This is a genomic window from Noviherbaspirillum malthae, from assembly GCF_015352985.1.
Classification (GTDB): Bacteria; Pseudomonadota; Gammaproteobacteria; order Burkholderiales; family Burkholderiaceae_D; genus Noviherbaspirillum; species Noviherbaspirillum malthae.
Map to the genome: position 1 here is coordinate 157,204 of NZ_JACYXF010000006.1, position 21,601 is coordinate 178,804.

Below are 21,601 nucleotides of genomic sequence, written 5' to 3' on the forward strand. Positions count from 1 at the left end.
TCAGTAACGATTGCAAGGTTCCTTTTTGATTTTTTCAGCGCAAAGAAGCAAGACGCAAAGTCGTGTTGCCGAAAGGGCGGGAAGAATTGGTTCCGGCCGGTTCACGTTGGTCGGTTTTGTGTAAAGGAAAGTCTTCCGCTCGACAGCGGCAGCGGATGTTTCAAAACGTCATGAAGGGCATATCGCTCGTTGCATGAGGATGGTTCAAGTGCTGCAGCTACCGCCTCGTTCGTGTAGAGGCGCGTTTGACAAGATGCGGATCGAGGACATGGCATTCATCGTCAGCCTTGCCCGTCAGCAGGTTGAGCATCTTTTTCATCGCCATTTCTCCCATTCCTTCGCTTTGCAGATGTACCGAGGTAAGGGAAGGAGAGATATATTCGCCATAGGGAATATTGTCGAATCCGGCCACCGAGATATCGTCCGGAATTCTGAAGCCAAGTGCCTGCGCTTCCTTCATGAAGCCCATCGCCAGCAGGTCGTTGTAGCAGATCAGGGCATCGGGGCGCTCCTTCCAGTGCATGACCGAAGAACAAAGGCGTTCACCTTCCGAAGCGTACGGTGCCCGCACATCGAAGCCTTGCAGTTTCAGGCCATGCATGTCCAGGCACTCTTTCACTCCCTCCATCCGGTCCAGGTTCCAGCGCGATTCGGGAAAGCCGAGATAGGCAATGTTCTTGTGCCCTTGCCTGACGAGGTGATCCGCCAGCATGAATCCTCCGCGCCGGCCTTCGCTTACGATACTTGTGATCCGGATCGAATCGAGCCTGCCGAACAATACGATCGGCTTTCCATAATCGACGACTTTCCGGATCTCCGGCTCCGGCATTCGGGAACTGATGATGAGGCCGTCGACGCGCCGGCTCAGGGCATCCAGAAGCTGGAGTTCGCGGCTCTGATTCTCTTCCGTATCCACGAGCAGCAGGGTGTAGCTGTTTTCGATGGCTATCCGGTTTGCGCCCTTGACCACCGCAGTAAAGTGCGGATTGTCGATATCGAGGATGGCCACGCCGATTGTCTTCGTTTCTCCTGTCACCATCGAGCGTGCGAGTTCGTTGGAGCGGTAGCCGAGCCTCGCGACCACCTCGTTGATGACGGCTTCGACCGGCGGCGAAAAGCGCTGCGCGCCGTTGAGGTATTTGGAAACCGTTGCGATGGAGACGCCGGCTTCCCTTGCAACGTCGTAAAGAGTGGGCGCTTGTCTTTTCATGAATTCATATCAGGTGCGCAGGTCTGCCGCGCCGGAATGCGGGTGCAATACGGGACATCGAACGCGGAAAGCCAGCCGCGAAACGCAGCCGGATTACAGGAGAACAGGAGGATTGCGGAACAATATCGCATGAATGTTTGATGACGCAACTGCGATGCCGATTCAGCATACCCCTATAAAATTAACTCAATAGACAGGCATCGCCTTATGCCTAAGAATCCGATCCGTAAGCATTAATTCAGTCAACATGATGAAGCGCTTGGAATGGCGCGGAGGAGGCATAGTCATGTCCAACTTGGAAAGCGTTTAACGAAGTGCGTGGGTTTAGTCTTGGGATACCTGGAGCGAGCCGGACAACGAAAAAAGGATCTGTTTGCAGTTGGTGAACGGGACTGCACCCCCTTCTCCCACGAGCGGGAGAAGGGCTGTGGATGAGGGCAGTGTCAAGACCGCAGGAGGATTTGCCACCTCCCTCACCCCTGGCCCCTCTCCCGCTTGCGGGAGAGGGGAATTCATTCTCTGAATACCGACAGTCCCTCTGCTTTCTGCTCGGGAGCGATGAGGTGTCGGTGCAGGGGGATGCCGGCTTGACCTCTTCCTTTCCTGTGCGCGGGCAGCGCCATGACAGGCATGAATTAAAAGATTAAGCAACGGCCAGCAATGGCATGTTTAAAGCATCAACAACATTTATGCCGATATGAAAAGGCATTCCACGAGGAGATAGTAATGAGAAGAGGGAAGTGCGTGAATGAATTCAAATATGCCGTCATGGCGTCGGCCATCGCATCCGCGATGCTTGCCGGATGCGGCGGAAGCGACGGCGACTCCACCGCTTCCCAGGCGCCCGCCGCGCCGACGGTCAAGCCATGGATGGCCAAGAGTCTCCCGCCCGAGCAGCGCGCGGACCTGCTGGTAGCGGCGATGAACCTGGCGCAAAAGCAGCAGCAGTTGGTGGGCAGTGTGCCCGGCGTCGTGCCGGAACTGCCGGATTGCTTCGGCGCACGGCATGTGACCGGCATTGCAGAGCTGGAGATTCCGACATTGCGCATCACCAACGGCCCGGTGGGCATCGGACAGAATGACTGCGTCAGCATGGAGCTGGCAAAGGCACCCAATCCTACGGCGGCTTATACGCATCCCTCATCGGCAAAGGCCACCGCATTGCCGTCGGCGATGGGCGTCGCCGCCTCGTTCGATCCGGCCGTGGCCACGCAGTTCGGCGAAGTCATCGGCACGGAAGCGAACAATCTCGCGCTGCACGTGTTCGAAGCGCCCGGCGTCAATCTCGCGCGCATTCCCGTCCTCGGCCGCAATTTCGAGTACTTCGGCGAAGATCCCTATCTGACCGGCGTCATGGCCGTTGCCGAAACCAAGGCGGTACAGAACAAGGGCGTCATCGCCATGGCAAAGCATTATGCAGCCAACGAGCAGGAAACCAACCGCAATACGCTCGATACCATCGTTGACGAGCAGGTCTTGCACGAGCTGTACCTGCTGCCGTTCGAAATGGCAGTCAAGGACGGACAGGTTGCCTCGGTCATGTGCGCCTACAACTCCGTCAACGGCCAGCAGTCCTGCGAGAACAAGTATCTGCTGACCGACGTGCTGCGCAACCAGTGGGGCTTCAAGGGTTACGTGCAATCGGACTTCTTCGCCACCAAGTCGACCTCGCCGACCTTGCTCGCCGGTCTCGACCATCTGATGCCCATGCCTCTGCAGTGGGCGCCGGAGCTTCTGAACGCCGCGCTGACGGCGGGGGAGATCAAGGTCTCCGATATCGACACCGCACTGAAGCGCCGTTATACGCAGATGTTCAAGCTGGGCATCTTCGACCGCAAGATCGCTCAGACGCCGATCGACTATGCGGCCGGCGGCGCCAAGGCGCGCGCCATCGGTGTAGAGTCGGCGGTGCTTCTGCAGAACGACAACAAGGTATTGCCGTTTGCCTCGACCGTGCGCAATGTCGTGGTGGTGGGAAAGGCTTCCCAGGTGTATGCGCGGCAGGCGGTCGCCGGCGGCGTCATGGTCGGCCAGCCGATGGGCGCGGGCGGAGGCAGCTCTGACGTGGTTCCGACCTACACCGTCGCACCGGTCGAAGGCATCCAGAACGTCTTGCGCAGCCAGGGCAATGCGTCGGCTACGGTGAAGCTCGTTCTCGTCGACGATGCGAATCAAACAGCAACCATCGACGGCGCCGCAGCCAGCTATGCCGCTGCATTGAATGCCGCCGCAGGCGCAGATGCCGTGATCATCATGGCGGGCACCATCTCCGAAGAAGGCGCGGACAGGGCATCGTTCACGACAGGGCAGGGTGTGACGGTGACCGGCACCATGACGGCAGTCGGCGACGGACTCGACTGGTATGTCGCACGGCCGAGCGCAATTTCGGTCGAGAACAGCAACAAGGCCGGCAACAGCAATACCGTTGCGATGATCAAGGACATCTTGGCCGCGACGTCGACCACCGGCAAGCCGATGACAGGCAAGACCGCGCTGGTGCTCAAGGATAATGCCGGCGTGGCGATGGATCCCGCACTGGTGGGCGCAGCCGGTCCCGCCATCCTCGAAACATGGTTCTCGGGCCAGGAGGACGGCCACATCGTCGCCGACCTGCTGTTCGGCGTGAAGAACCCGTCCGGCAAGCTGCCCGTGACCTTCCCGTTCGCCGGCCGCGGCTTCCTGAACAGCGCCAGCGTCAACCAGTTCCCGGGCGTGAACAATGCGAAGGGACAGCCGACCGTCACCTATTCGGAAGGCCTCAATATCGGATACCGCTGGTATGACGCCAACAATGTCGCGCCGGCGTTCGCATTCGGCCACGGCCTGTCCTACACCACGTTTGAGCTCGGCTCGCCCAGCGTCGCCGCGACCAGCACGACGTACACGGTGAAGACAACGGTGCGCAATACCGGTGCTGCGAACGGTGCGGAGGTGGTCCAGGTGTACCTGGCGGTACCGGCAGCAGGGCAGCCCAAAAAACGACTGGTCGGATTCCAGAAGGTGACCGTGGCGCCAGGTTCATCGAAGGACGTGACGGTCACGATCGATCCCAACGCGACCAATCATCCGCTGAGCGTGTATGACAAGGCGTCGAAGCGCTTCGTCATTCCGTCAGGGACCTACACGGTCTATGTCGGCAACTCCTCGACCAACCTGCAGGCCGCCGGGACATTCACCCGGTAAGCCGGTGTGCGGTCGCGATGCGGGATCGAAGCGCAGTTGATTCCCGCATCCCCGGTTCCGACAGCGACTCCTTGGCTGAGGCCAGGTGGCTGTCGGGAACCGCTGTCGAATTTCAAATCCTAATTCATCATGCAAACCTTGGTAAAAGCAGCGTGTACAGCGCTAATGGGTGCGCTTCTGACTTGTTCTGCGGCGGCCTCAGAGCCTGCATTCGTGACGGTCAACGGAAACCCGGTTTCGCGGGAGATGGCCGAAGCCTTCATCAACCAGGCCAAGGCGCACGGCATGCCGGCGGGCCCGCAGCTGACGGATCATGTGAGGGAAGAACTCATCAGGCGCGAACTGCTCTGGCAGCAAGCCCGAAAGGCAGGGATCGACACGAAGGCCGGCGTAGCGGCTCGTGCGGAGGCCGAGCGGAAGCGAATGGCAGTCCAGGCCGAAGCGGCCAGGCAGACCGTCATCATTCGTGCCTATGTCGAGGACTATCTCGGGAAACATCCAGTCAGCGATGCCGACCTGAAAACCGAATATCAGCAATTGCGCGCCAAGGGTGGCAACACCGACTACAAGGTCCGCCATGTCCTGCTGCGCGATGAAAAGGAAGCGCAGGGCATCATCGCCCGGCTGAACAAGGGGGCGAAGTTCGAGGAGCTGGCCAGGGAGTCGGCGGATTCCGGTACCAGGGACAGCGGAGGCGATCTCGGCTGGTCCGCTCCCGGCAGGTTCGCCAAGCCCTTTGCGGAAGCGGTCACTTTACTGAAGCCGGGAAAATATACTCCCGCGCCGGTCAAGACCGAGTTCGGCTACCATGTGATCAAGCTCGAGGATACAAGGCCATTGAAGGTGCCGTCCTTCGACGAGATGAAGCCGCTGCTGAAGAGGCAGGCTGAAGACCAGGCCGTCAGCAAAATGATCGATGGAGTTCGCTCGAAAGCGAAAATCGACTAAGCCGGACCAAGCTGAACACAGGCCGCACAGGGCTATCCCGGCGCGGTCGATACGGCACATCTCTCCATAGCTTGCGCTGCCGCTGCGGCAGTCTCCTCGCGATACGCATGGATTACCTGCAGCAGGACAGGAAGCCAGGGCGACTTCTCCTGCTTGCTGTAAAGGCAGCGCACGCGAAACGGAAACCTTTCTCCTTCGAGAAAAGGCTTGTACACCACGTTGCGGATCTGCAATTCCTGCATCGAGGCCGGGGCAGCGCAGATGCCATAGCCGCAGCCCACCAGGCTGAGTGCGTTCATCAGATCGGTGGATCTCTTTTCAACGCGCGGCATGAAGCCCCATTGCTGAAGACAGAGCTGATCGTATGAGGGATCGGGGCCGCCGATCAGCAATTCATTGCGCAGGTCGCTGATGCCGATATGGCTTCGGCCGGTCAGGGGATGATCCTTGTGCAGGGCAATCAGCATCGGTTCCGACAGTACCTCTTCGCTGACGATATCCGCCACGTCCTGCCCGGCTGGCTTGCGCACGCCGCGGGAAAAAGCGATCAGGATCCTTCCGTGCCGCAAGGATTCGACGTGTTCTTCCTCGTTTGCGGTATGCAGGACCAGGTCGACATTGGGATGGAGGCGGGAAAAGCGTTCCAGGATTTCAGGCGCAATATTGAATACGGTCGAACTGCCCACGCCGATATCGAGCTTCTGCCTCTTGGCATGACTAGTGAGAAAGGCATTTCTCTTCGCCAATTCGATTTCGGTCTTGATATTGCGGGCATGATGGAGCAGCGATTCGCCCGCGGCGGTGATTTCCATGCCGCTGGTGTTGCGGACGAACAGGGGGACGCCGATTTCTTCTTCGAGGGCTTGAATCTGGCGCGACAGGGCAGGCTGCGTCATGTGCAAACGCGCCGCCGCGCGGCGAAGGCTTTTCTCCTCCGCCACGACGATGAAGTTGCTGAGAGTGCGTGTTTCCAATTCAGTAAGGCTCCAGATTGCTTTCGGAAGCCGATCTCATTGCGGCCCGAAGTCGGCACTGCGTCTGCGCGCAACGCCGTTTACGCCCATCCTTGGCATTCGAGTTTGCCTGTCGGTCGCGGGTCAGTTTCGCCGTCGCAGCTCAATTTCCTGAATCAATTCCAGATAACGGCGGTCGGTCAAAGGATAAAGCAACATGATCAAAAACGCTATCAGGAAGGCGAGGGCCGGCGCCAGCGTCACGCCGACGCGAATCATTTGCAGGGCGGCGGGATGCTGCATGTCGAGATTCGGTACATATCCGCTTCCCGCCAGCAGGAACGCCGGTATCGAACCGCCGAGCGCCTGGCCGCACTTGCGCGCGAGAGAAAATAGGGAATAGTTCAATCCCTCGAGGCGCATTCCTGTTTTCCACTCGCCGTATTCGACCGAATCGCTTTCCAGCGCCCAGAAGATGGCCATCGCCAGCATGGTGCCGATCGAACCGAGCGCCAGCAGTGACAATATCGCTGCCGGGCCGGCGGCGGCCATCCAGAACAGGCAAAGGTGGGCAGAGATGGCAATGGCCAGGCCTGACTGGAATGCGGCCCTCTTGCCGTACCTCGATGCGAGGGCCGGGGCGAGCGGTATCGAGACCACGGTGCCGGAGAGCGTCGTCAGCAGAATGATGATCAGGAAATATTTCGAATCGCCAAGCACATAGCGCGCGAAATAGAGGGTGGTGGCGCCCATGCAGGTCACGCCGGCAAGCGTGAAGAACCCCGCGATGCACAGCAGCTGCAAGGGACGGTTCGACATGAGCGTGGAGAGGCTGTCGCTCAGGCCGGCATGGCGCGCATCCCTTTCCACCGTCTCTCTCGTGGCGATGAAGCAGACGAAATAGAACAGCATGCCGGCAACCGCCAGTCCGATCGTCAGGTGAGTCAGCCGGGCCTGCAGCGCTTCGCCATGCAGGTTTCGCAATATCGGACCAAGCACGCAGGCCAGCAGAACGATGGCGGAGGTTCCCATCAGGGCGCGCGCCGCACCCAGCAGCGAGCGTTCGCGCGGCGACTGGGTCATCGCGCTCGCCAGCGAGCCGTAGGGAATATTCACGAAAGAATAGGCGGTGCCGAGCAGCATGTAAGTCACGCAGGCATAGGCCAGCTTGCCGTTCTCGGTCCAGTTGGAGGGCACGGCAAATACGGCAACGTTGAGGAGAAGCAGAGGAAACGAGGCCCAGAGCAGATAAGGGCGGAATCTTCCTGACCTGTGCGGCTTGCCCGGCCGGTCGATCAGCCTGCCCGCGACGATGTCCATGAATGCATCGTAGATGCGCACGGCCATCAGCATGGTTCCGGCTGCTGCGGCACCGATGCCGGCGACGTCGGTGTAATAGTGCAGCAGGAACAGCATCCCCATGGAAAAGACGAGGCCGTTGGCCAGGTCGCCCAGACCATAGCCGATGATGGGCCTCCATCCCAATGGGGTTGCTGCTTTATTCACTGAGGCAAGCTCGGTGGGTTGTGCCGCCGGTACTGCATATGCCTGTTGTCTCCCGGTGTCTTTGCTATTCATGCAATTGTAATCAAATGCACCTGTCCTGATCCCGAAAAGGAAAGGTGTCACAAGATAGTGGAAGGCATGGACGGAGGTAGGCGCCGGAACGCGAGTGCCTTATGCGGCGTATTTCCTGGTTATGAATCGCAGTCGGAAGCGGCGCACGGATTGCCGGCCTTGCCTTGTCTTGAAATGGAGTGATTGCTGCGGTGGGATGGGGAGGGCGGCCTGCGGAAGGTCAAGGCCTGGTACCGCTTCAGGATATGCATGGCGGATGCCGTTATGGACCATCCGCCATGCTTGGGATTCTACTTGCTTACTTGACGAACACCAGGTCCCGCAGATAAAGCGACAGCGGCGGGAAGTAGGTGATCAGCGTGAGGCAGCCCAGGATGACGAGAATGAAGGGAACCAACCTTGATACGATCTGATCGAGTGAAATCCGTGCCACGGTGCAGGCAGCGAACAGGTTCACGCCGAAGGGCGGCGTAATCATGCCGAGGGCAAGATTCACGATCATGATCATGCCGAAATGCACGGGATCGACACCGAACTTGATCGCCACCGGCACGAGGATCGGCGCCAGCACGATGATTGCCGCAGATGTCTCGATGAACATGCCGATGATGAACAGCGCCGCGTTGACCCCGAACAGGAAGAACATCGGATTCTTCAGGTTCTCGGCCAGGAAGGCACCGATCGCATCCGGTACGCCGGCACGGGTGATCATGAAGCTGAACAGGCCGGCGTTGGCAATGATGAACATGATGACCGCCGACGACAGGGCGGACTTCCTCAAGATCGCGCCGAGATCGGACCAGCGTGTTTCGCGGTAGATGAAAACGCCGACGATGAAGGCGTAGAACACCGCGACCACCGACGCTTCGGTCGGGGTGAAGACGCCGCCGTAGATGCCGCCGAGGATGATGACGGGCATCAGCAGTGCCAGCCAGGCCTGCTTGAATGCGGCGCCGAAGCTCATCCTGCCGACATGGTCATTCTTGCCGTAGCCCTTGACGCGTGCCCATATGATAACGAAGACCATCAATGCGATGCCGATCAGCAGTCCGGGCCCGAAGCCTGCGATGAACAGCTCGCCGATCGACACTTCTGCCGAAACGCCGTAGAGAATCATCGGAATCGACGGCGGAATGATGACGCCCAGTTCTGCCGATGTCGCCTGCAGCGCTGCCGCGAAGTTGAGCGGATAGCCGTGCTTGACCAGCGCGGGGATCAGGATGGCGCCGATGGCGAACGTGGTGGCCACGGACGAACCCGACACGGCGGCGAAGATCATGCAGGTCAGAACGCAGGTGGCCGCGAGGCCGCCCTGTACGCCGCCGACGATCGACTTGGCGAATTCGACCAGGCGTTTCGAAATGCCGCCGGTCTCCATCAGGTTGCCGGCAAGGATGAAGAAGGGAATCGCCGCGAGCGGAAACTTGTTGATCGATGTGAAGATCTCCTTGGCTGCCAGCAGCATCGGGGCATTCGCGGAGTAGACACCGATGACGCTGGCCAGGCCGATGGATACCGCGATCGATATCGACAGGGCGAAGCACACGATCATCGTGATGAGCATCGTAAGGGACATGATAGGTACTCTTGTTGGTCTTTTGGTCTTTTTGTGGCCGCCGCTTATTGGGCGGTTTCGAGTTCGAGCTTCTGCGGTTCGAGGAAGTTGGAAATGACGCCGAACACGGCGCAGACCGACCCGACCGGAAGTGCAAGATAGGCCCAGAACATCGACAGGTCTTCGAGTCCCGCCATGGTTTGCACCTTGCCGCGCTGGGCATAGTCCCAGCCGAACCAGATGATGACTGCCAGCAGCGCCAGGGAGGCCACCATGATCACTACGTCGAGAATGCGGCGCAGCGGCGGAGGCGACAGGCGGTGCAGCATGTCGATGGACACCATGGAACCGAGCCGGAATGCTTCCGGCAAGGCCATGAACACCATCCAGATAAGGAAGAAGCGGATGAGCACCTCGCTCCATTCTGCAGGCTGTTCAAAGACGAAGCGGGTAACGACCTGGAACATGCCCAGGCAGGCAGACAGGACCAGCATCAGACAGGCAAAGGCCAGCGATGACTTGGAAATGCCACGCCCCAGCGATAAGAAGGCGGATTTCATGTTGTTCGTGTTGACGGATTGGGGCCGGCACGCATGGCTTGCGAGTCAGGCCCGTATTGGAAAACGCCCCGCGGGAGGCGGGGCGTGGCGCGTATTACTTGTAATTGCGGATCTTGTCGATATTGGCCTTGCCGAACTGCTTTTCGAAATCGGCGAAGACCGGCGCCAGGGCGGCCTGGTATTTTGCCTTGTCGACGTTCTCGACGACCTGCATGCCTTTGGAACCCAGGTATTTGACGGCGGTTTTTTCATCTTCATCGACGCGGTCGCGGTTGGCCTTGGCAGCGACCTTGGCCGCTTCGAGGAAGGCGGTCTGGTCAGCCGGCGACAGCTTGTCGAAGGCCGCCTTGTTCATCAGGAAGACGCCCGGTGAATACACATGGCCTGTCAGGGTCAGGTGCTTCTGCACCTGTTCGAACTTGTTGGCGGTGATGACGGACAGCGGATTTTCCTGCCCGTCGACCGTGCCCTGCTGCATTGCCGTGAACACTTCGGTGAAGGCCATCGGCGTCGGAATGATGCCGAAGCCCTTGTAAGCCTGGATGTGCACCGGATTTTCCATGGTACGCATCTTCAGTCCCTTCATGTCTTCCGGGTTGTTAATGGCGCGCTTGTTGTTGGTCATGTGGCGGAAGCCATTCTCGCCCCAAGCCAGCGCCTTGATGCCCTTGCTGTCGAACTTCTTCAGCAGGTCCTGGCCGATGGGACCGTCCAGCACGGCGCGGGCATGGGCGTAGTCGCGGAACAGGAAGGGGATGTCGAGAATCTTCACCTCAGGCACGAAGTTGGGGATCGGGCCGGTCGATGTCCAGGTCAGTTCCTGGGTGCCGAGCTGCACCGCTTCCACTGCTTCGCGTTCCGCGCCCAGCGAACCGCCGTAGAAGGTCTGGATCTTGTAGCGGCCGTTGGTGCGCTTTTCCACTTCTTTGGCAAGCGTATCGATAGCCACGCCCTGGTGCGAATTCTGGGCGGTGGATACGCTGATGCGCATCACGGTTTGCGCCGAAGCGCCGGATGACACCAGGCCGAGTGCGAGCAGGGATGCAGCCATGGCGATGGCATTGCGACGGGATGTTTTCATTTTCAAGTCTCCTGAAAAGTTTTTAACGTATTACAAACAACATTCATTGTTCCCCATTGGCGGTGGCCATGGAGAACGCTATGCGCTCATGCCTTGCCCGGGCGGGCGGCATATTGCTCGAACCAGCCCAGTCCTTCCACCGTTCCCTTCGCCGGGCGATACTCGCAGCCCAGCCAGCCGTCATAGCCGACCTCGTCCAGCAGCCGGTACAGGTAGGAATAATTGATCTCGCCGGTATCCGGCTCGTTGCGCTCGGGGACGCCGGCAATCTGGATGTGGCCGATATGCGGCAGGTAGCGCTTCACCTTCATCGCAATATCGCCTTCAACGATCTGCACATGGTAGAAATCCATCTGCACCTTCAGGTTGTCGGCGCCAACTTCTTCACGGAACGCATGTGCCTCTGCCTGGGTATTGAGGAAATATCCGGGAATGTCGCGGGTGTTGATCGGTTCGATCAATACCGTGATGCCGTGCTTCGCCGCTTCCGCGCAGGCATGGCGCAGGTTGGCGACATAGGCGGCGCGTGCGGCATCGCGGTCGCCGCCTGCGGGCAGCAATCCGGCCATCACATGAAGCCGAGGGGTGCCCAGCGCCTTGGCATAAGTAATCGCCTTGTCGACGCCCTCGCGGAATTCCGCTTCGCGTCCGGGCAGGGAGGCGATGCCGCGCTCGCCTTTGGCCCAATCGCCGGGCGGCATGTTGAACAGCACGTTCTGCAAGCCGTTGTCCTTGAGCGCGCGTGCCACCTCTTCTGCCGTGTGCTCGTAGGGGAACAGGAATTCCACGGCGGTAAAGCCTGCTTCTGCCGCGGCGGAGAAGCGCTGCAGGAAGGGTACCTCGTTGAACATCATCGTCAGGTTGGCTGCAAATTTCGGCACGATCTTTCCTTTATGCTTGAAGACGAAGTGTAAATCACTGCTGGCCCGCTTGGCCTGCATGGCCTGGATAGTCCAGCTTGAAGACCTGCCGCAGTTCCTCGATCTGCTGCGCATCGAGCACGCGCGGATTGTTGCCGCGCAAGAGCAGGAACAGCTTCGCCGTCTCTTCGAGTTCCTCGGTCGCGTACAGCGCCGCCTCCAGATCACGGCCCGACACCACCGGGCCGTGATTGGCCAGCAGCACCGCGCTGTGTTTCCCCGCCAAGCCGCGGATGGCATCGCCCAGCTTCGGATCGCCGGGGCGGTGATAGGGAATCAGCGGAAGTTTGCCGATCTTCATGACGAAGTAGGCGGTCAGCGGCGGTATGCAGTCGCAGGCATCGAGCCCGGACATGCAGGACACCGCGGCCGAATGGGTGGAATGCAGGTGAACGATCGCGCCCGCGCCGCTGCGCTCCTCGTACATGGCGCGGTGCAGGAAGGCTTCCTTGGATGCCGGATCGCCCGAGATCAGATTGCCGTTCCAGTCGAGCTTGGCCAGCCTCGCCGGATCGAGATGACCGAGCGATGCATTGGTCGGCGTCAGCAGCCAGCCGTCATCGAGCCGCACGCTGATGTTGCCGCTGCTGCCCGTGGCCAGGCCGCGGTCGTACAGCGACCTGCCACATTCGCAGATGTGTTCGCGCAGCGCCGACTCGTTCATTGCAGCACGCTCCATGCCTTGGTGAAGAAATCGACCGTACCGAAATTGCCCGACTTGAGTGCAAGCGCCAGCGGCTTCTCTCCCAGCGTCGTGGTCCAGGGCACGCCGGGATCGATCTGGGGGCCGATATGCAGGCCGTTCACACCCAGCGCCTGGACGACCGCGCCCGAGGTTTCGCCGCCGGCCACCAGCAGTTGGCGCACGCCGCGCTCAACCAGTCCTTTGGCGATGGCGGCCAGCGCATGTTCGACCAGCTGGCCGGCGCGCTCCGCGCCGAGACGCGACTGCACCGCCTTGACTGATTCCGGCGCCGCGGTTGCATAGATCAGCGGCGGGCCGTCCGCGAGCAAGGGTTCTGCCCAGTCGAGTGCCATCGCCACCAGGTCTTGGCCGTCCGCGAGACGCAGGGGATCGATGGCGAATGCCGGCCGGCCCGAATCGATGAAGTGCGCGACCTGGGCATTGGTGGCTACCGAGCAGCTGCCGGAAATGACGGCGCGCAAGCCTTGCGGCACGTCCAGCGTGTCGGCAACGGCGCCTTCGTCGAGCAGTCCTGCCTTGCGGAAGTTCTGCGGCAGGCCGAGGGCGATGCCGGAACCCGCGGTGACCAGCGGCATGCCGTCCAGCGCGACGCCGATGCGCATGAGGTCGTCGTTCGATACCGCATCGACGATGGCGATCTGCACGCCGCCGGCCTTCAAGGTGTCGATATGCGCCGAGATGGCAACCGCACCGCGCACGACCACGTCATGACCGATCAGGCCTACCTTGCGCCTGGTCTGCCGCTGCAGCACGCGGACCAGGTTGGCGTCGGTCATCGGTGTGAGCGGATGATTGCGCATGCCGGATTCGCTCAACAGCTCGTCGCCGACGAACAGGTAACCCTTGAAGATGGTGCGCTTGTTTTCCGGGAAGGCGGGGCAGGCGATGGTGAAGTCGGTACCGAGGGCATCCATCAGCGCGTCGGTGACCGGGCCGATGTTGCCCTGGTCGGTGGAATCGAAGGTCGAGCAGTATTTGAAATAGAACTGTCGGCAGCCGGCATCGCGCAGCCAGTTAAGCGCGGCGAGCGATTCCTCGACCGCTTCCTGCGGCGGCGTGGTGCGCGACTTCAACGCGATGACGACGGCATCGACGTCATGCGGCAGCGGGTCTTGCGGCACGCCGATCATCTGCACGGTCCGCATGCCCGCGCGCACCAGCATGCCGGCCAGATCGGTCGCGCCGGTGAAGTCGTCCGCAATGCATCCGAGTAAAAGGCTCATGTGGCTTGTTCCGTTATATGTTCATTCACTGCAGTCACTGCTTGGCGCCGGCCGTACGGCGGCGCACCGGTTTCTTCGTCTTGTCGGCGACGAATTCCGGATCGATGTTGCGGATGCGGTGCGAAGACATTTCCATGTGCTTGCGCGCAGCCTCCCGTGCTGCATTCGCATCGCGGCGGAGGATGGCCTCATAGACCGCCTGGTGTTCGTCCAGCACCTGCTGCCGGGTTTCGTCGCGCTGCGCTTCCCAGGTGCGCGTGAGCTTGATCGTGCCCTTGAGAAATTGGCCGAGGTAATCCCACAGGGCGAGAAAGTGCGGATTGCCGGTGGCACGGGCGATGCTGCGGTGGAATTCGATGTCGGCTGCCACGCCGTCTCCGCCTGCCGCCACATCGCCGTCAATCGCGGCAAGGCGGTCTCCGATCTCGGCGATCTGTTCGTCGCTGGCGCGTTCTGCCGCCAGGGCCGCGATTTCCGCTTCCATGCCGCGCCTGAGTTCGGCGACCTGCAGTACCTCCTGCACCGAGTCGATGACGCTGGGCTTGATCCGGAAGGGTCGGTCCGGCCCCGCTTCGCGCACGAAAACGCCGCTGCCCTGGCGTGATTCGACCAGGCCTTCGGCTTTCAGGCGTGATACCGCCTCGCGCATGACCGTGCGGCTGACCCCGAAATGCTGCGCCATCTCGCCTTCCGAAGGAAGGCGGGATTTCGGCGGGTAGGTGCCCTTGAGGATCAGATCCTGAAGGATCTTGGTAATGCGCTCCGGCATTTTTGCCGACGCTTCAAGGGGCGCCACCTGGAACAGGGGATCGTCGCTCATGCGCTTGATATCAAGATTGATGATTGCATAATATGCGCTTATCATATAACTTCACAACTTAAACCACAACTGGCTTTTGCTCGGATCCGTGACCGGTTCCCTGGCCAGACCGCGAGACCGACGCGGCATTGCCGCGGCTCTTGCGCATTTTTTGAGGAAAGCATGGAAGTTCTAATTACTGGTGGCGCAGGATTGCTGGGAGCGCGATTGGCGAAACAATTGCTCGAGCGCGGGACGCTGGCGAATGCCCAGGGCGCACAGACTCCGATTTCCCGTATCACGCTGCTCGACGTCGTGCCGGCCAAGGGTTTCACCGATGAGCGCATCCATGTCGTCACCGGCGACATCGCCGACGCCGCCACGATAGACCAGGTACTGACGCCGCAAACCGGCTCCGTTTTCCATCTTGCAGCCATCGTCAGCGGCCAGGCCGAGGCGGAATTCGATCTCGGCATGCGCATCAACTTCGACGCCACCCGCGTGATCCTGGAACGCGCCCGCCGCAACGGCAACAAGCCGCGCGTCGTATTCACCTCGTCGGTGGCAGTCTTCGGCGGCGAACTGCCGGCCCAGGTACCGGACAATCAAGTGCTCACGCCGCAAAGTTCCTACGGCACCCAGAAGGTGATGGGCGAACTGCTGGTCAACGACTACAGCCGCAAGGGCTTCATCGACGGCCGCGCCTTGCGCATGCCGACCGTCTGCGTACGCCCGGGCGCGCCCAACAAGGCGGCATCGAGCTTCGCCAGCGGCATCATCCGCGAGCCGCTCAACGGCATCGAGGCGGTCTGCCCGGTGTCGCCCGACACGCCGATGTGGCTGCTGTCGCCGCGGTATGCGATCAACAGCCTGATTCACGGCCATGACATCGACGGCAGCGCGTTCGGCAGCAGCCGCGCGCTCAGCCTGCCGGGGCTGGCTACCAGCGTGAAGGAAATGGTGGCGGCGCTGGAGCGGGTCGCCGGCCGCCGCGTCGTCGACCGCATTCGCTGGGAAGAGGATCCGGCCATCATCAGGATCGTCAATTCCTGGCCGGGCGATTTCATCACGAAGCGCGGCGATGCGATGGGCTTCCAGCGCGATGCGGATTTCGACAGCATCATCCGCAGCTATGTCGAGGATGAACTGGGCGGCAACATCGCGGCCTGACCTGCGAAGAAGCAAATATCTGGCGCAGATCATGTTTCCTGCGCGGACAGCCGCCATTGACGGAACCGGCCCGTTTCAAACGGGTCGTTCCGTGTGGCTCTTGCCAGATTTCAGCTGATCCGCTTCGCACGGAAGATGTGGAAACAAAGGTGCGATCCCGGCAGGCATCTTTCCACACATGAAAATACCGAACACAAGGATCTCCATTGCGGCATCCACCGCTCTGATTTCGCTGCTGGCGATGAGCCGAGCCATGGCGCAGGATGTGCCGACCCGCCTCGAAGCCTGCGCCGCACTTGCCGATGACCGGGAGCGTCTCTCCTGCTACGACCGCATTGCGCGCGGCGCGCCGGTTCCGGAACAGGAGCGTGCCGCCGCGGCGGCATCGCCTCAGCCCGAACCGGAGCAGCTGGCGGCAAACGCTCCGGCAAGCGCTTCCGGCAGCGCCGACGCGTCATATCTGTCGCGCTACTGGGAGCTCGATCCCGCCGACAAGCGCGGCCCTTTCCATTTCCGGCCGCACCGGGAAAACTATCTGGTCGCCACCTACAACGACTCGCCCAATACGCGTCCGTACCGGCCGTTTCGTGCTGCCGGCGCGGCCGGCGGCCTGTCCAATGCCGAACTCAAATTCCAGCTCGGCTTCAAGCTCAAGATGCTGGAGAATCCGGGCGCACTGCCTTTCGACCTCTGGTTCGGCTATACCCAGATCAGCTACTGGCAGGCCGAGAACCGCGAAGCATCGAGTCCGTTCCGGGAGACCAATTACCAGCCGGAAGTCATGGCGGTGCTGCCGCTCGATGTCGACCTGCTTGGCCTCAAGCTGCGCTTTCTCAATGCCGGCTTCGTGCATGAATCGAACGGGCAAGGCTCGCTGCTTTCGCGCAGCTGGAATCGCAGCTACCTGCAGGCCGGATTCGAGCGCGGCAACTTCAGCCTGCTGGCGCGCGTATGGAAACGCGTCAACGAGAGCGCTGCCGAAGACGACAATCCCGACATCGTCAATTACATGGGCCGGGGCGATCTCGTCGGCACCTGGCGCAGCAACGGCCACGAAGTATCGGTACTGAGCCGCTACAACTTCAGTACCGACAAGGGAGCCCTGCAAGTCGGCTGGGCTTTTCCGCTGGCTCCGCGCCTGAAGGGCTACCTGCAGTATTTCACCGGCTATGGACATTCCCTCATCGATTACAACGCCTATCAGCGCGTGTTCGGATTGGGCGTGCTCGTCACCTACTGAGAATGCGCGGTCGGATACGCGGGTCGCTGCCGCAGATGGAAGCCCTCAGGGCCGGAAGCGCGGCGGTATGAAACGCATGAGCTGGCGTCCCACCGCTTCGCGAAAGCGCGGGGTATGTATGCAGATGCCTCCGACAAGGCCGACCAGGCAGCCCAAGAGCGTATCCAGAAACCGCGCCGCAACCAGCGGGGCCGCGGACCCGTGCCCCAGTGTCGCGGCTTCCGCCAGAAGTATGGTCAGCGGCGTGATGAAGACGACGGCGAATGCATAGTGCCGCACCACCATCAGTTCGATCATGAAGGTGAGCGCCATCATCGTCAGGGAAATGCTCCATTTGTCCAGCGGAAGCAGCAGCAGCGCCCAGGCCAGCAGCAGGCCGCCGCTGGTTCCGATCACGCGATGCAGTTGCCGGTTCCATATCGCCCGCAGCGAGGCTCCCTGTATCACTGCGAGGCAGCTTACCGGTACCCAGTAGGCTTTCTGCAACTGCAGGGCCTGTGCCAGCGCCAGCGAGACACCGACAAACACGCCGATCACGATCGAGTCGAATACCACGAAATCGAAGCTTGGCGCAGGCAGAGGCGCGACCGGCTTCGGCTCCCGTCGACGCAATATGAAGAAGCTGTAGAAGAATGCAATCAGGCAGGCCAGCAGGCTGCCCATGGTCATGAGCCCCACCATCAGCGGAAGCGCTGCGAACGGCACCGGCGAAAAGGCACCGATCGACGCCGCCATGATGAAGAACAGGCTGCCCGGCGGACCCAGCGCATAGAAGCGGCAGATCATCGTCACCAGGATAGAGGTGAACATCAGTACCGGCACCATGGCAGGCGGAAAGAGCTGGCTCATGATGCCGAACGCATAGCAGGCGGCCATTCCGAATGCGCAGGCCATCACGCAGACCATGCGGTGATACAGAGGAGTATCAGGCAGATGAAGAAATACGAGGCCGCCGATAGATGAAACGAGACCGTAATCCAGGCGGCCGAAATAGGCGCCGATCAGCAGCGGCAAGCCCGTGGCAAGTGCGGCGGCGAACGGCATCTGCCAGACGCGGTCGCTGGGGTTGACGGCAGTCAGGTGCTGCAGTTCGGTCCTCAGCAGCACTGTCAGTTTGTTCCAGAGGCCTACACGGGCCATTCAAAGTCCTTCCTTATGGCTGCAAGCTTCCATCCTGTTCAGGTTCAGAGACCCTGGCGTTTGGCAAGGAAATCATTCATGACTTTAGGGAAATACTGAATTCCTGTCCCGGTAATTTATCAACCTTGAGTTTGATAATAAACTCTGCTTGTTTCTGATACGTTCACCCGCCAAGGATGCAGGCGCCCTGCAGCAAGCAGTCCCAACTCACATGGCCATACGGATGACTGATGATGAATGAACCGCTTTTCACCGGCTTTCGCACGCTAACGCTCGACGTTGACAAGCACATCGGCATTCGTGCCGTGGTCGGCGGCAATGGCCCGCCGCTGCTTCTCCTGCATGGGCATCCTCAAACACATGCCATCTGGCACAAGGTGGCGCCGGCTCTCTGCGAGCGCTTCACCGTCGTTGCCTGCGACCTGCGCGGCTACGGTGACTCTTCCAAGCCCGCCGGAACTGATGATCATCTCAATTACAGCAAGCGAGTCATGGCCGGCGACATGCTGCAAGTCATGAAGCAGCTCGGTTTCGAGCGTTTCAGCGTGATGGCCCATGACCGCGGCGCGCGGGTCGCGCACCGGCTTGCGGCGGATCATCCCGAAGCCGTCGAGCGTGCGGTGCTGCTTGACATCGCACCCACGCTGGCAATGTACGAGCAGACCAGCGACGCCTTCGCACGCGCCTACTGGCACTGGTTCTTCCTGATCCAGCCGGCGCCACTGCCGGAGCGGCTGATCGAAGCGGACCCCGCCGCCTATGTGCATGACGTGATGGGCCGCCGCAGCGCCGGCCTGGCGCCTTTCGATCCGCGCGCCCTGGATGAATACAAGCGCTGCCTCGCGCTTCCCGGAACGGCGCACGGCATCTGCGAAGATTACCGTGCCGCGGCCTCGATCGATCTTGAACATGACCGTGCCGACCGGGATGCAGGCCATCGCCTGAAGATGCCGCTGATGGTCCTGTGGGGCGAACACGGAGTGGTGCATCGCTGCTTCGAGCCGCTCGAGGAATGGCGCAGGCTGGCTAATCATGTCAGCGGCGAGGCGCTGCCCTGCGGCCACTATATTCCCGAGGAAGCGCCGGCTGCATTGCTGGCAAAAGCGCTGCCGTTCCTGAGCGGCGAATGAGCATGCCGGCATGGCTGGGTGATAGCCCTCGCCTGCAATGGGGCCTAAAGAGATGGACGCAAGAGCCTGAGCGGGTTCGGTGATCACCGTCGCATGGATTCACTGGTGCATGCTTTGTATTCAAGGCATGCAGCAGACATGGAAACTCCGCAGTCTTCTTCAAGGAGTGCGGTGGAATCCATGCGATGAACATTTGGAGAAGACCTGCATGACGATGTCTGAGGCATTTGACGGCATCATGACTTGACTGCTTGCAGCCGCATGCTGAGCAAGTGCCGTCAGGCCAGGCCGGAGCTGTCAATCACGGTCGAGCCAGCGCTCCAGGAAGCTCCAGAACAGGCACATCACGCCGACCATTCCTGCCATCAATGCCGAGAGCGGCGAGTCCAGAGCCGCTGCCAGAGCGGAGAGAACGAGCAACACCACCCCCATGCCTTGCGTAAGCATCTTTTCCCTGCGTTCCATACCCGGCCTTTAGTTGACTAGGTGCAATTAAACCTTGGAACGGACAGGGTCAACATGCCATATATATGGGAATTTGCAGAAGGTATTGCAATGCAATCAATACCGTTCGAGCACGACAAGGTGCTCAAATGACATGCAGGCCTTCCAGCGATTCGAGAATGGCATTGCGCGCCTGCTGCAGGGACGGTGAGCGGCGGTCGCGCTGGCGCGGCGGAGGGACGGCAGGGTCGGTCAGGATATCGTCGACGATGCGGCCGTTGCCCAGCACGAGGACGCGATTGCTCAGGTAGGCCGCCTCGTCCACGTCATGCGTCACCAGCAGCACGGTGATGCCATGCTGCGCGGCGATGCCGAGCAGCAGTTCCTGCAGCCGCATCCGGGTAAAGGCGTCCACCGCCGAGAACGGTTCGTCCAGCAGCAACAGCCGCGGACGGGTGAACAGCCCGCGCGCAATGGCCACCCGCTGCGCCTGGCCGCCCGACAGTTGCTTGGGCAGCGCTTCTTCATATCCGCCCAGGCCGACCTCGGCCAGCAGCGCCGCAGCCTGTGCGAGGTCGGCGTCGTCGCGCTGGCTGCCGAAGGCGACGTTCTGCGCGACGCTCAGCCAGGGGAACAGGCGCGGTTCCTGGAAGATGAAGCCGATATCGCGTGACAGGCCGGCAAGCCGCCTGCCGTCCAGAACGACTTCGCCTTCATAGGCCTGTTCCAGCCCGGCGATGATGCGCAGCAGCGTGCTCTTGCCGCAGCCGCTCGGGCCGACCAGCGCCGCCACCTGGCCTGCGGCCACGCCGAATTCCACATTGCTCAGCACCGTCCTGTCGCCGAAGCGCTTTGCGGTGACTTGCACCTTCAACAATTCGCTCAATCCGCTCATCTTGTCTTTCCCGTCATGTGTCATTCGCGGGCGCCGAAGGAATCGCGCCATGCGAGGCTGCGCTGCTCCAGCAGTTTCAGGCCCGAGTCGGATATCTTGCCCAGCAGGGCGAGCAGGATGATGGCTGCGATCACGATATCCGGACGGCTGGTCTCGCGGCCGTCGGTCAGCAGGTAGCCCAGCCCTCTGGTCGCGGCGATCAGCTCGGCGGCCACCAGGAACATCCAGGCAAGGGAGAGGCCGGTACGCAGGCCGGTAAACAGGCTGGGCAGCGCGGCCGGCAGGAATATGCGCCGCACCAGCTCCACGCCGCTCAAGCCGTACATTTCGCCAACCTCGACCAGCTTGCGGTCGACATCGCGAATGCCGGCATGCACGGCGAGATAGACCGGGAAGAAGGCGCCGATGGCGATCATCGTCACTTTCGGCAATTCGTCGATGCCCATCCACAGCAGCAGAAGCGGCACCCAGGCCAGGCCGGGAATCGCGCGCAGCGCCTGGAAGCTGGGATCGAGAAGCGCCTCGGCGCGCCGGTGCAGGCCGACCAGCGCGCCGACGGCAATGGCCAGCGAGGCGCCGATGGCGAAACCGGCGAGCACGCGCACGGTACTGGCGCCGATATGCTGCAGCAAGTCGCGCTCGGCGAGTTCCTTGAGCGTGAGCAGGATATCGGTCGGCGCCGGCAGCAGGCGCGCCGGCACGATATCCAGCCGCACCACGCTCTCCATCAGCACGACGGCGAGCAGCGGCACAATGCAGCCCCAGAAGGATATCGATATCGACGGCCGCTTTGCCGAGCGGGTAAGGGGTGTAAGTACGTTTTGCACTTGCCTGTTTTCAACCGCGGTAGTCACATGGTCACCTGT

19 protein-coding genes are annotated in these 21,601 nt (G+C 61.1%); 5 read left to right on the top strand and 14 right to left on the bottom strand.

What is annotated here, in order from left to right; all coding sequences use genetic code 11:
• Window positions 1–217: 217 nt before the first annotated feature.
• Window positions 218–1,210: a LacI family DNA-binding transcriptional regulator gene (locus tag IGW03_RS11640; protein WP_194722726.1), complete on the bottom strand. Its 993-nt coding sequence runs from the start codon at window positions 1,208–1,210 to the stop codon at window positions 218–220.
• 726 nt (window positions 1,211–1,936) lie between these two features.
• Between IGW03_RS11640 and IGW03_RS11645 the strand changes: the two genes are divergently transcribed.
• Both IGW03_RS11645 and IGW03_RS11650 read left to right on the top strand, forming a co-directional pair.
• Window positions 1,937–4,393, top strand: coding sequence for a beta-glucosidase family protein (locus tag IGW03_RS11645; RefSeq protein ID WP_228535362.1), 2,457 nt, complete (start codon window positions 1,937–1,939; stop codon window positions 4,391–4,393).
• 213 nt (window positions 4,394–4,606) lie between these two features.
• Complete coding sequence (locus IGW03_RS11650; RefSeq protein WP_323744959.1) at window positions 4,607–5,341, top strand: peptidylprolyl isomerase; 735 nt, start codon at window positions 4,607–4,609, stop codon at window positions 5,339–5,341.
• 32 nt (window positions 5,342–5,373) lie between these two features.
• Here the strand turns inward: IGW03_RS11650 and IGW03_RS11655 are convergent, their stop codons facing one another.
• The 9 genes from IGW03_RS11655 to IGW03_RS11695 form a co-directional block, all read right to left on the bottom strand.
• The gene (locus IGW03_RS11655) at window positions 5,374–6,315 is read right to left on the bottom strand and encodes a LysR family transcriptional regulator (RefSeq protein WP_194722728.1); all 942 of its coding nucleotides are present in this window, start codon (window positions 6,313–6,315) and stop codon (window positions 5,374–5,376) included.
• Window positions 6,316–6,438: 123 nt separating this feature from the next.
• The gene (uidB, locus tag IGW03_RS11660) at window positions 6,439–7,800 is read right to left on the bottom strand and encodes a glucuronide transporter (protein WP_323744960.1); all 1,362 of its coding nucleotides are present in this window, start codon (window positions 7,798–7,800) and stop codon (window positions 6,439–6,441) included.
• 370 nt (window positions 7,801–8,170) lie between these two features.
• Window positions 8,171–9,448, bottom strand: coding sequence for a TRAP transporter large permease (locus tag IGW03_RS11665; protein WP_194722730.1), 1,278 nt, complete (start codon window positions 9,446–9,448; stop codon window positions 8,171–8,173).
• Window positions 9,449–9,492: 44 nt separating this feature from the next.
• On the bottom strand, window positions 9,493–9,987 hold the full coding sequence (locus IGW03_RS11670) for a TRAP transporter small permease (protein WP_194722731.1): 495 nt from the start codon (window positions 9,985–9,987) through the stop codon (window positions 9,493–9,495).
• Window positions 9,988–10,081: 94 nt separating this feature from the next.
• Window positions 10,082–11,038, bottom strand: a complete 957-nt coding sequence (locus tag IGW03_RS11675; RefSeq protein WP_194722790.1) for a TRAP transporter substrate-binding protein — start codon at window positions 11,036–11,038, stop codon at window positions 10,082–10,084.
• Window positions 11,039–11,154: 116 nt separating this feature from the next.
• Window positions 11,155–11,949: a 2-oxo-tetronate isomerase gene (gene otnI, locus IGW03_RS11680; RefSeq protein ID WP_194722732.1), complete on the bottom strand. Its 795-nt coding sequence runs from the start codon at window positions 11,947–11,949 to the stop codon at window positions 11,155–11,157.
• Window positions 11,950–11,983: 34 nt separating this feature from the next.
• The gene (gene otnC, locus IGW03_RS11685; protein ID WP_194722733.1) at window positions 11,984–12,652 is read right to left on the bottom strand and encodes a 3-oxo-tetronate 4-phosphate decarboxylase; all 669 of its coding nucleotides are present in this window, start codon (window positions 12,650–12,652) and stop codon (window positions 11,984–11,986) included.
• Window positions 12,649–13,917 carry a 3-oxo-tetronate kinase gene (otnK, locus tag IGW03_RS11690; RefSeq protein ID WP_194722734.1) on the bottom strand — a complete coding sequence of 423 codons (1,269 nt, stop codon included), beginning with the start codon at window positions 13,915–13,917 and terminating at the stop codon, window positions 12,649–12,651. The genes otnC and otnK overlap by 4 nt, the downstream gene beginning before the upstream one ends.
• A 34-nt stretch (window positions 13,918–13,951) precedes the next feature.
• On the bottom strand, window positions 13,952–14,782 hold the full coding sequence (locus IGW03_RS11695) for a FadR/GntR family transcriptional regulator (protein ID WP_228535364.1): 831 nt from the start codon (window positions 14,780–14,782) through the stop codon (window positions 13,952–13,954).
• A 117-nt stretch (window positions 14,783–14,899) separates the two neighbouring features.
• Here IGW03_RS11695 and denD point away from each other — a divergent pair, with 117 nt between their 5' ends.
• A complete protein-coding gene (gene denD / locus IGW03_RS11700) occupies window positions 14,900–15,886 on the top strand; it encodes a D-erythronate dehydrogenase (RefSeq protein WP_194722735.1) in 987 nt (328 codons plus the stop codon).
• A gap of 178 nt (window positions 15,887–16,064) precedes the next feature.
• Window positions 16,065–17,126 carry a phospholipase A gene (locus IGW03_RS11705; RefSeq protein WP_228535366.1) on the top strand — a complete coding sequence of 354 codons (1,062 nt, stop codon included), beginning with the start codon at window positions 16,065–16,067 and terminating at the stop codon, window positions 17,124–17,126.
• Window positions 17,127–17,171: 45 nt separating this feature from the next.
• Here the strand turns inward: IGW03_RS11705 and IGW03_RS11710 are convergent, their stop codons facing one another.
• Window positions 17,172–18,266 (bottom strand): FUSC family protein, encoded by a 1,095-nt coding sequence (locus IGW03_RS11710; protein ID WP_194722736.1) that lies wholly within the window; start codon window positions 18,264–18,266, stop codon window positions 17,172–17,174.
• 233 nt (window positions 18,267–18,499) lie between these two features.
• On the opposite strand from IGW03_RS11710, the gene IGW03_RS11715 reads away from it, so the two are divergent.
• On the top strand, window positions 18,500–19,396 hold the full coding sequence (locus IGW03_RS11715) for an alpha/beta fold hydrolase (RefSeq protein ID WP_194722793.1): 897 nt from the start codon (window positions 18,500–18,502) through the stop codon (window positions 19,394–19,396).
• A gap of 297 nt (window positions 19,397–19,693) precedes the next feature.
• Here the strand turns inward: IGW03_RS11715 and IGW03_RS11720 are convergent, their stop codons facing one another.
• From IGW03_RS11720 to IGW03_RS11730, 3 genes are all read right to left on the bottom strand, one after another.
• Window positions 19,694–19,861, bottom strand: coding sequence for a hypothetical protein (locus IGW03_RS11720; RefSeq protein WP_194722737.1), 168 nt, complete (start codon window positions 19,859–19,861; stop codon window positions 19,694–19,696).
• Window positions 19,862–19,985: 124 nt separating this feature from the next.
• Entirely contained in the window at window positions 19,986–20,735 is a 750-nt protein-coding gene (locus tag IGW03_RS11725; protein WP_194722738.1) for an ABC transporter ATP-binding protein, read from the bottom strand.
• Window positions 20,736–20,755: 20 nt separating this feature from the next.
• Window positions 20,756–21,562: an ABC transporter permease gene (locus IGW03_RS11730; protein WP_438943637.1), complete on the bottom strand. Its 807-nt coding sequence runs from the start codon at window positions 21,560–21,562 to the stop codon at window positions 20,756–20,758.
• Window positions 21,563–21,601: the final 39 nt, after the last annotated feature.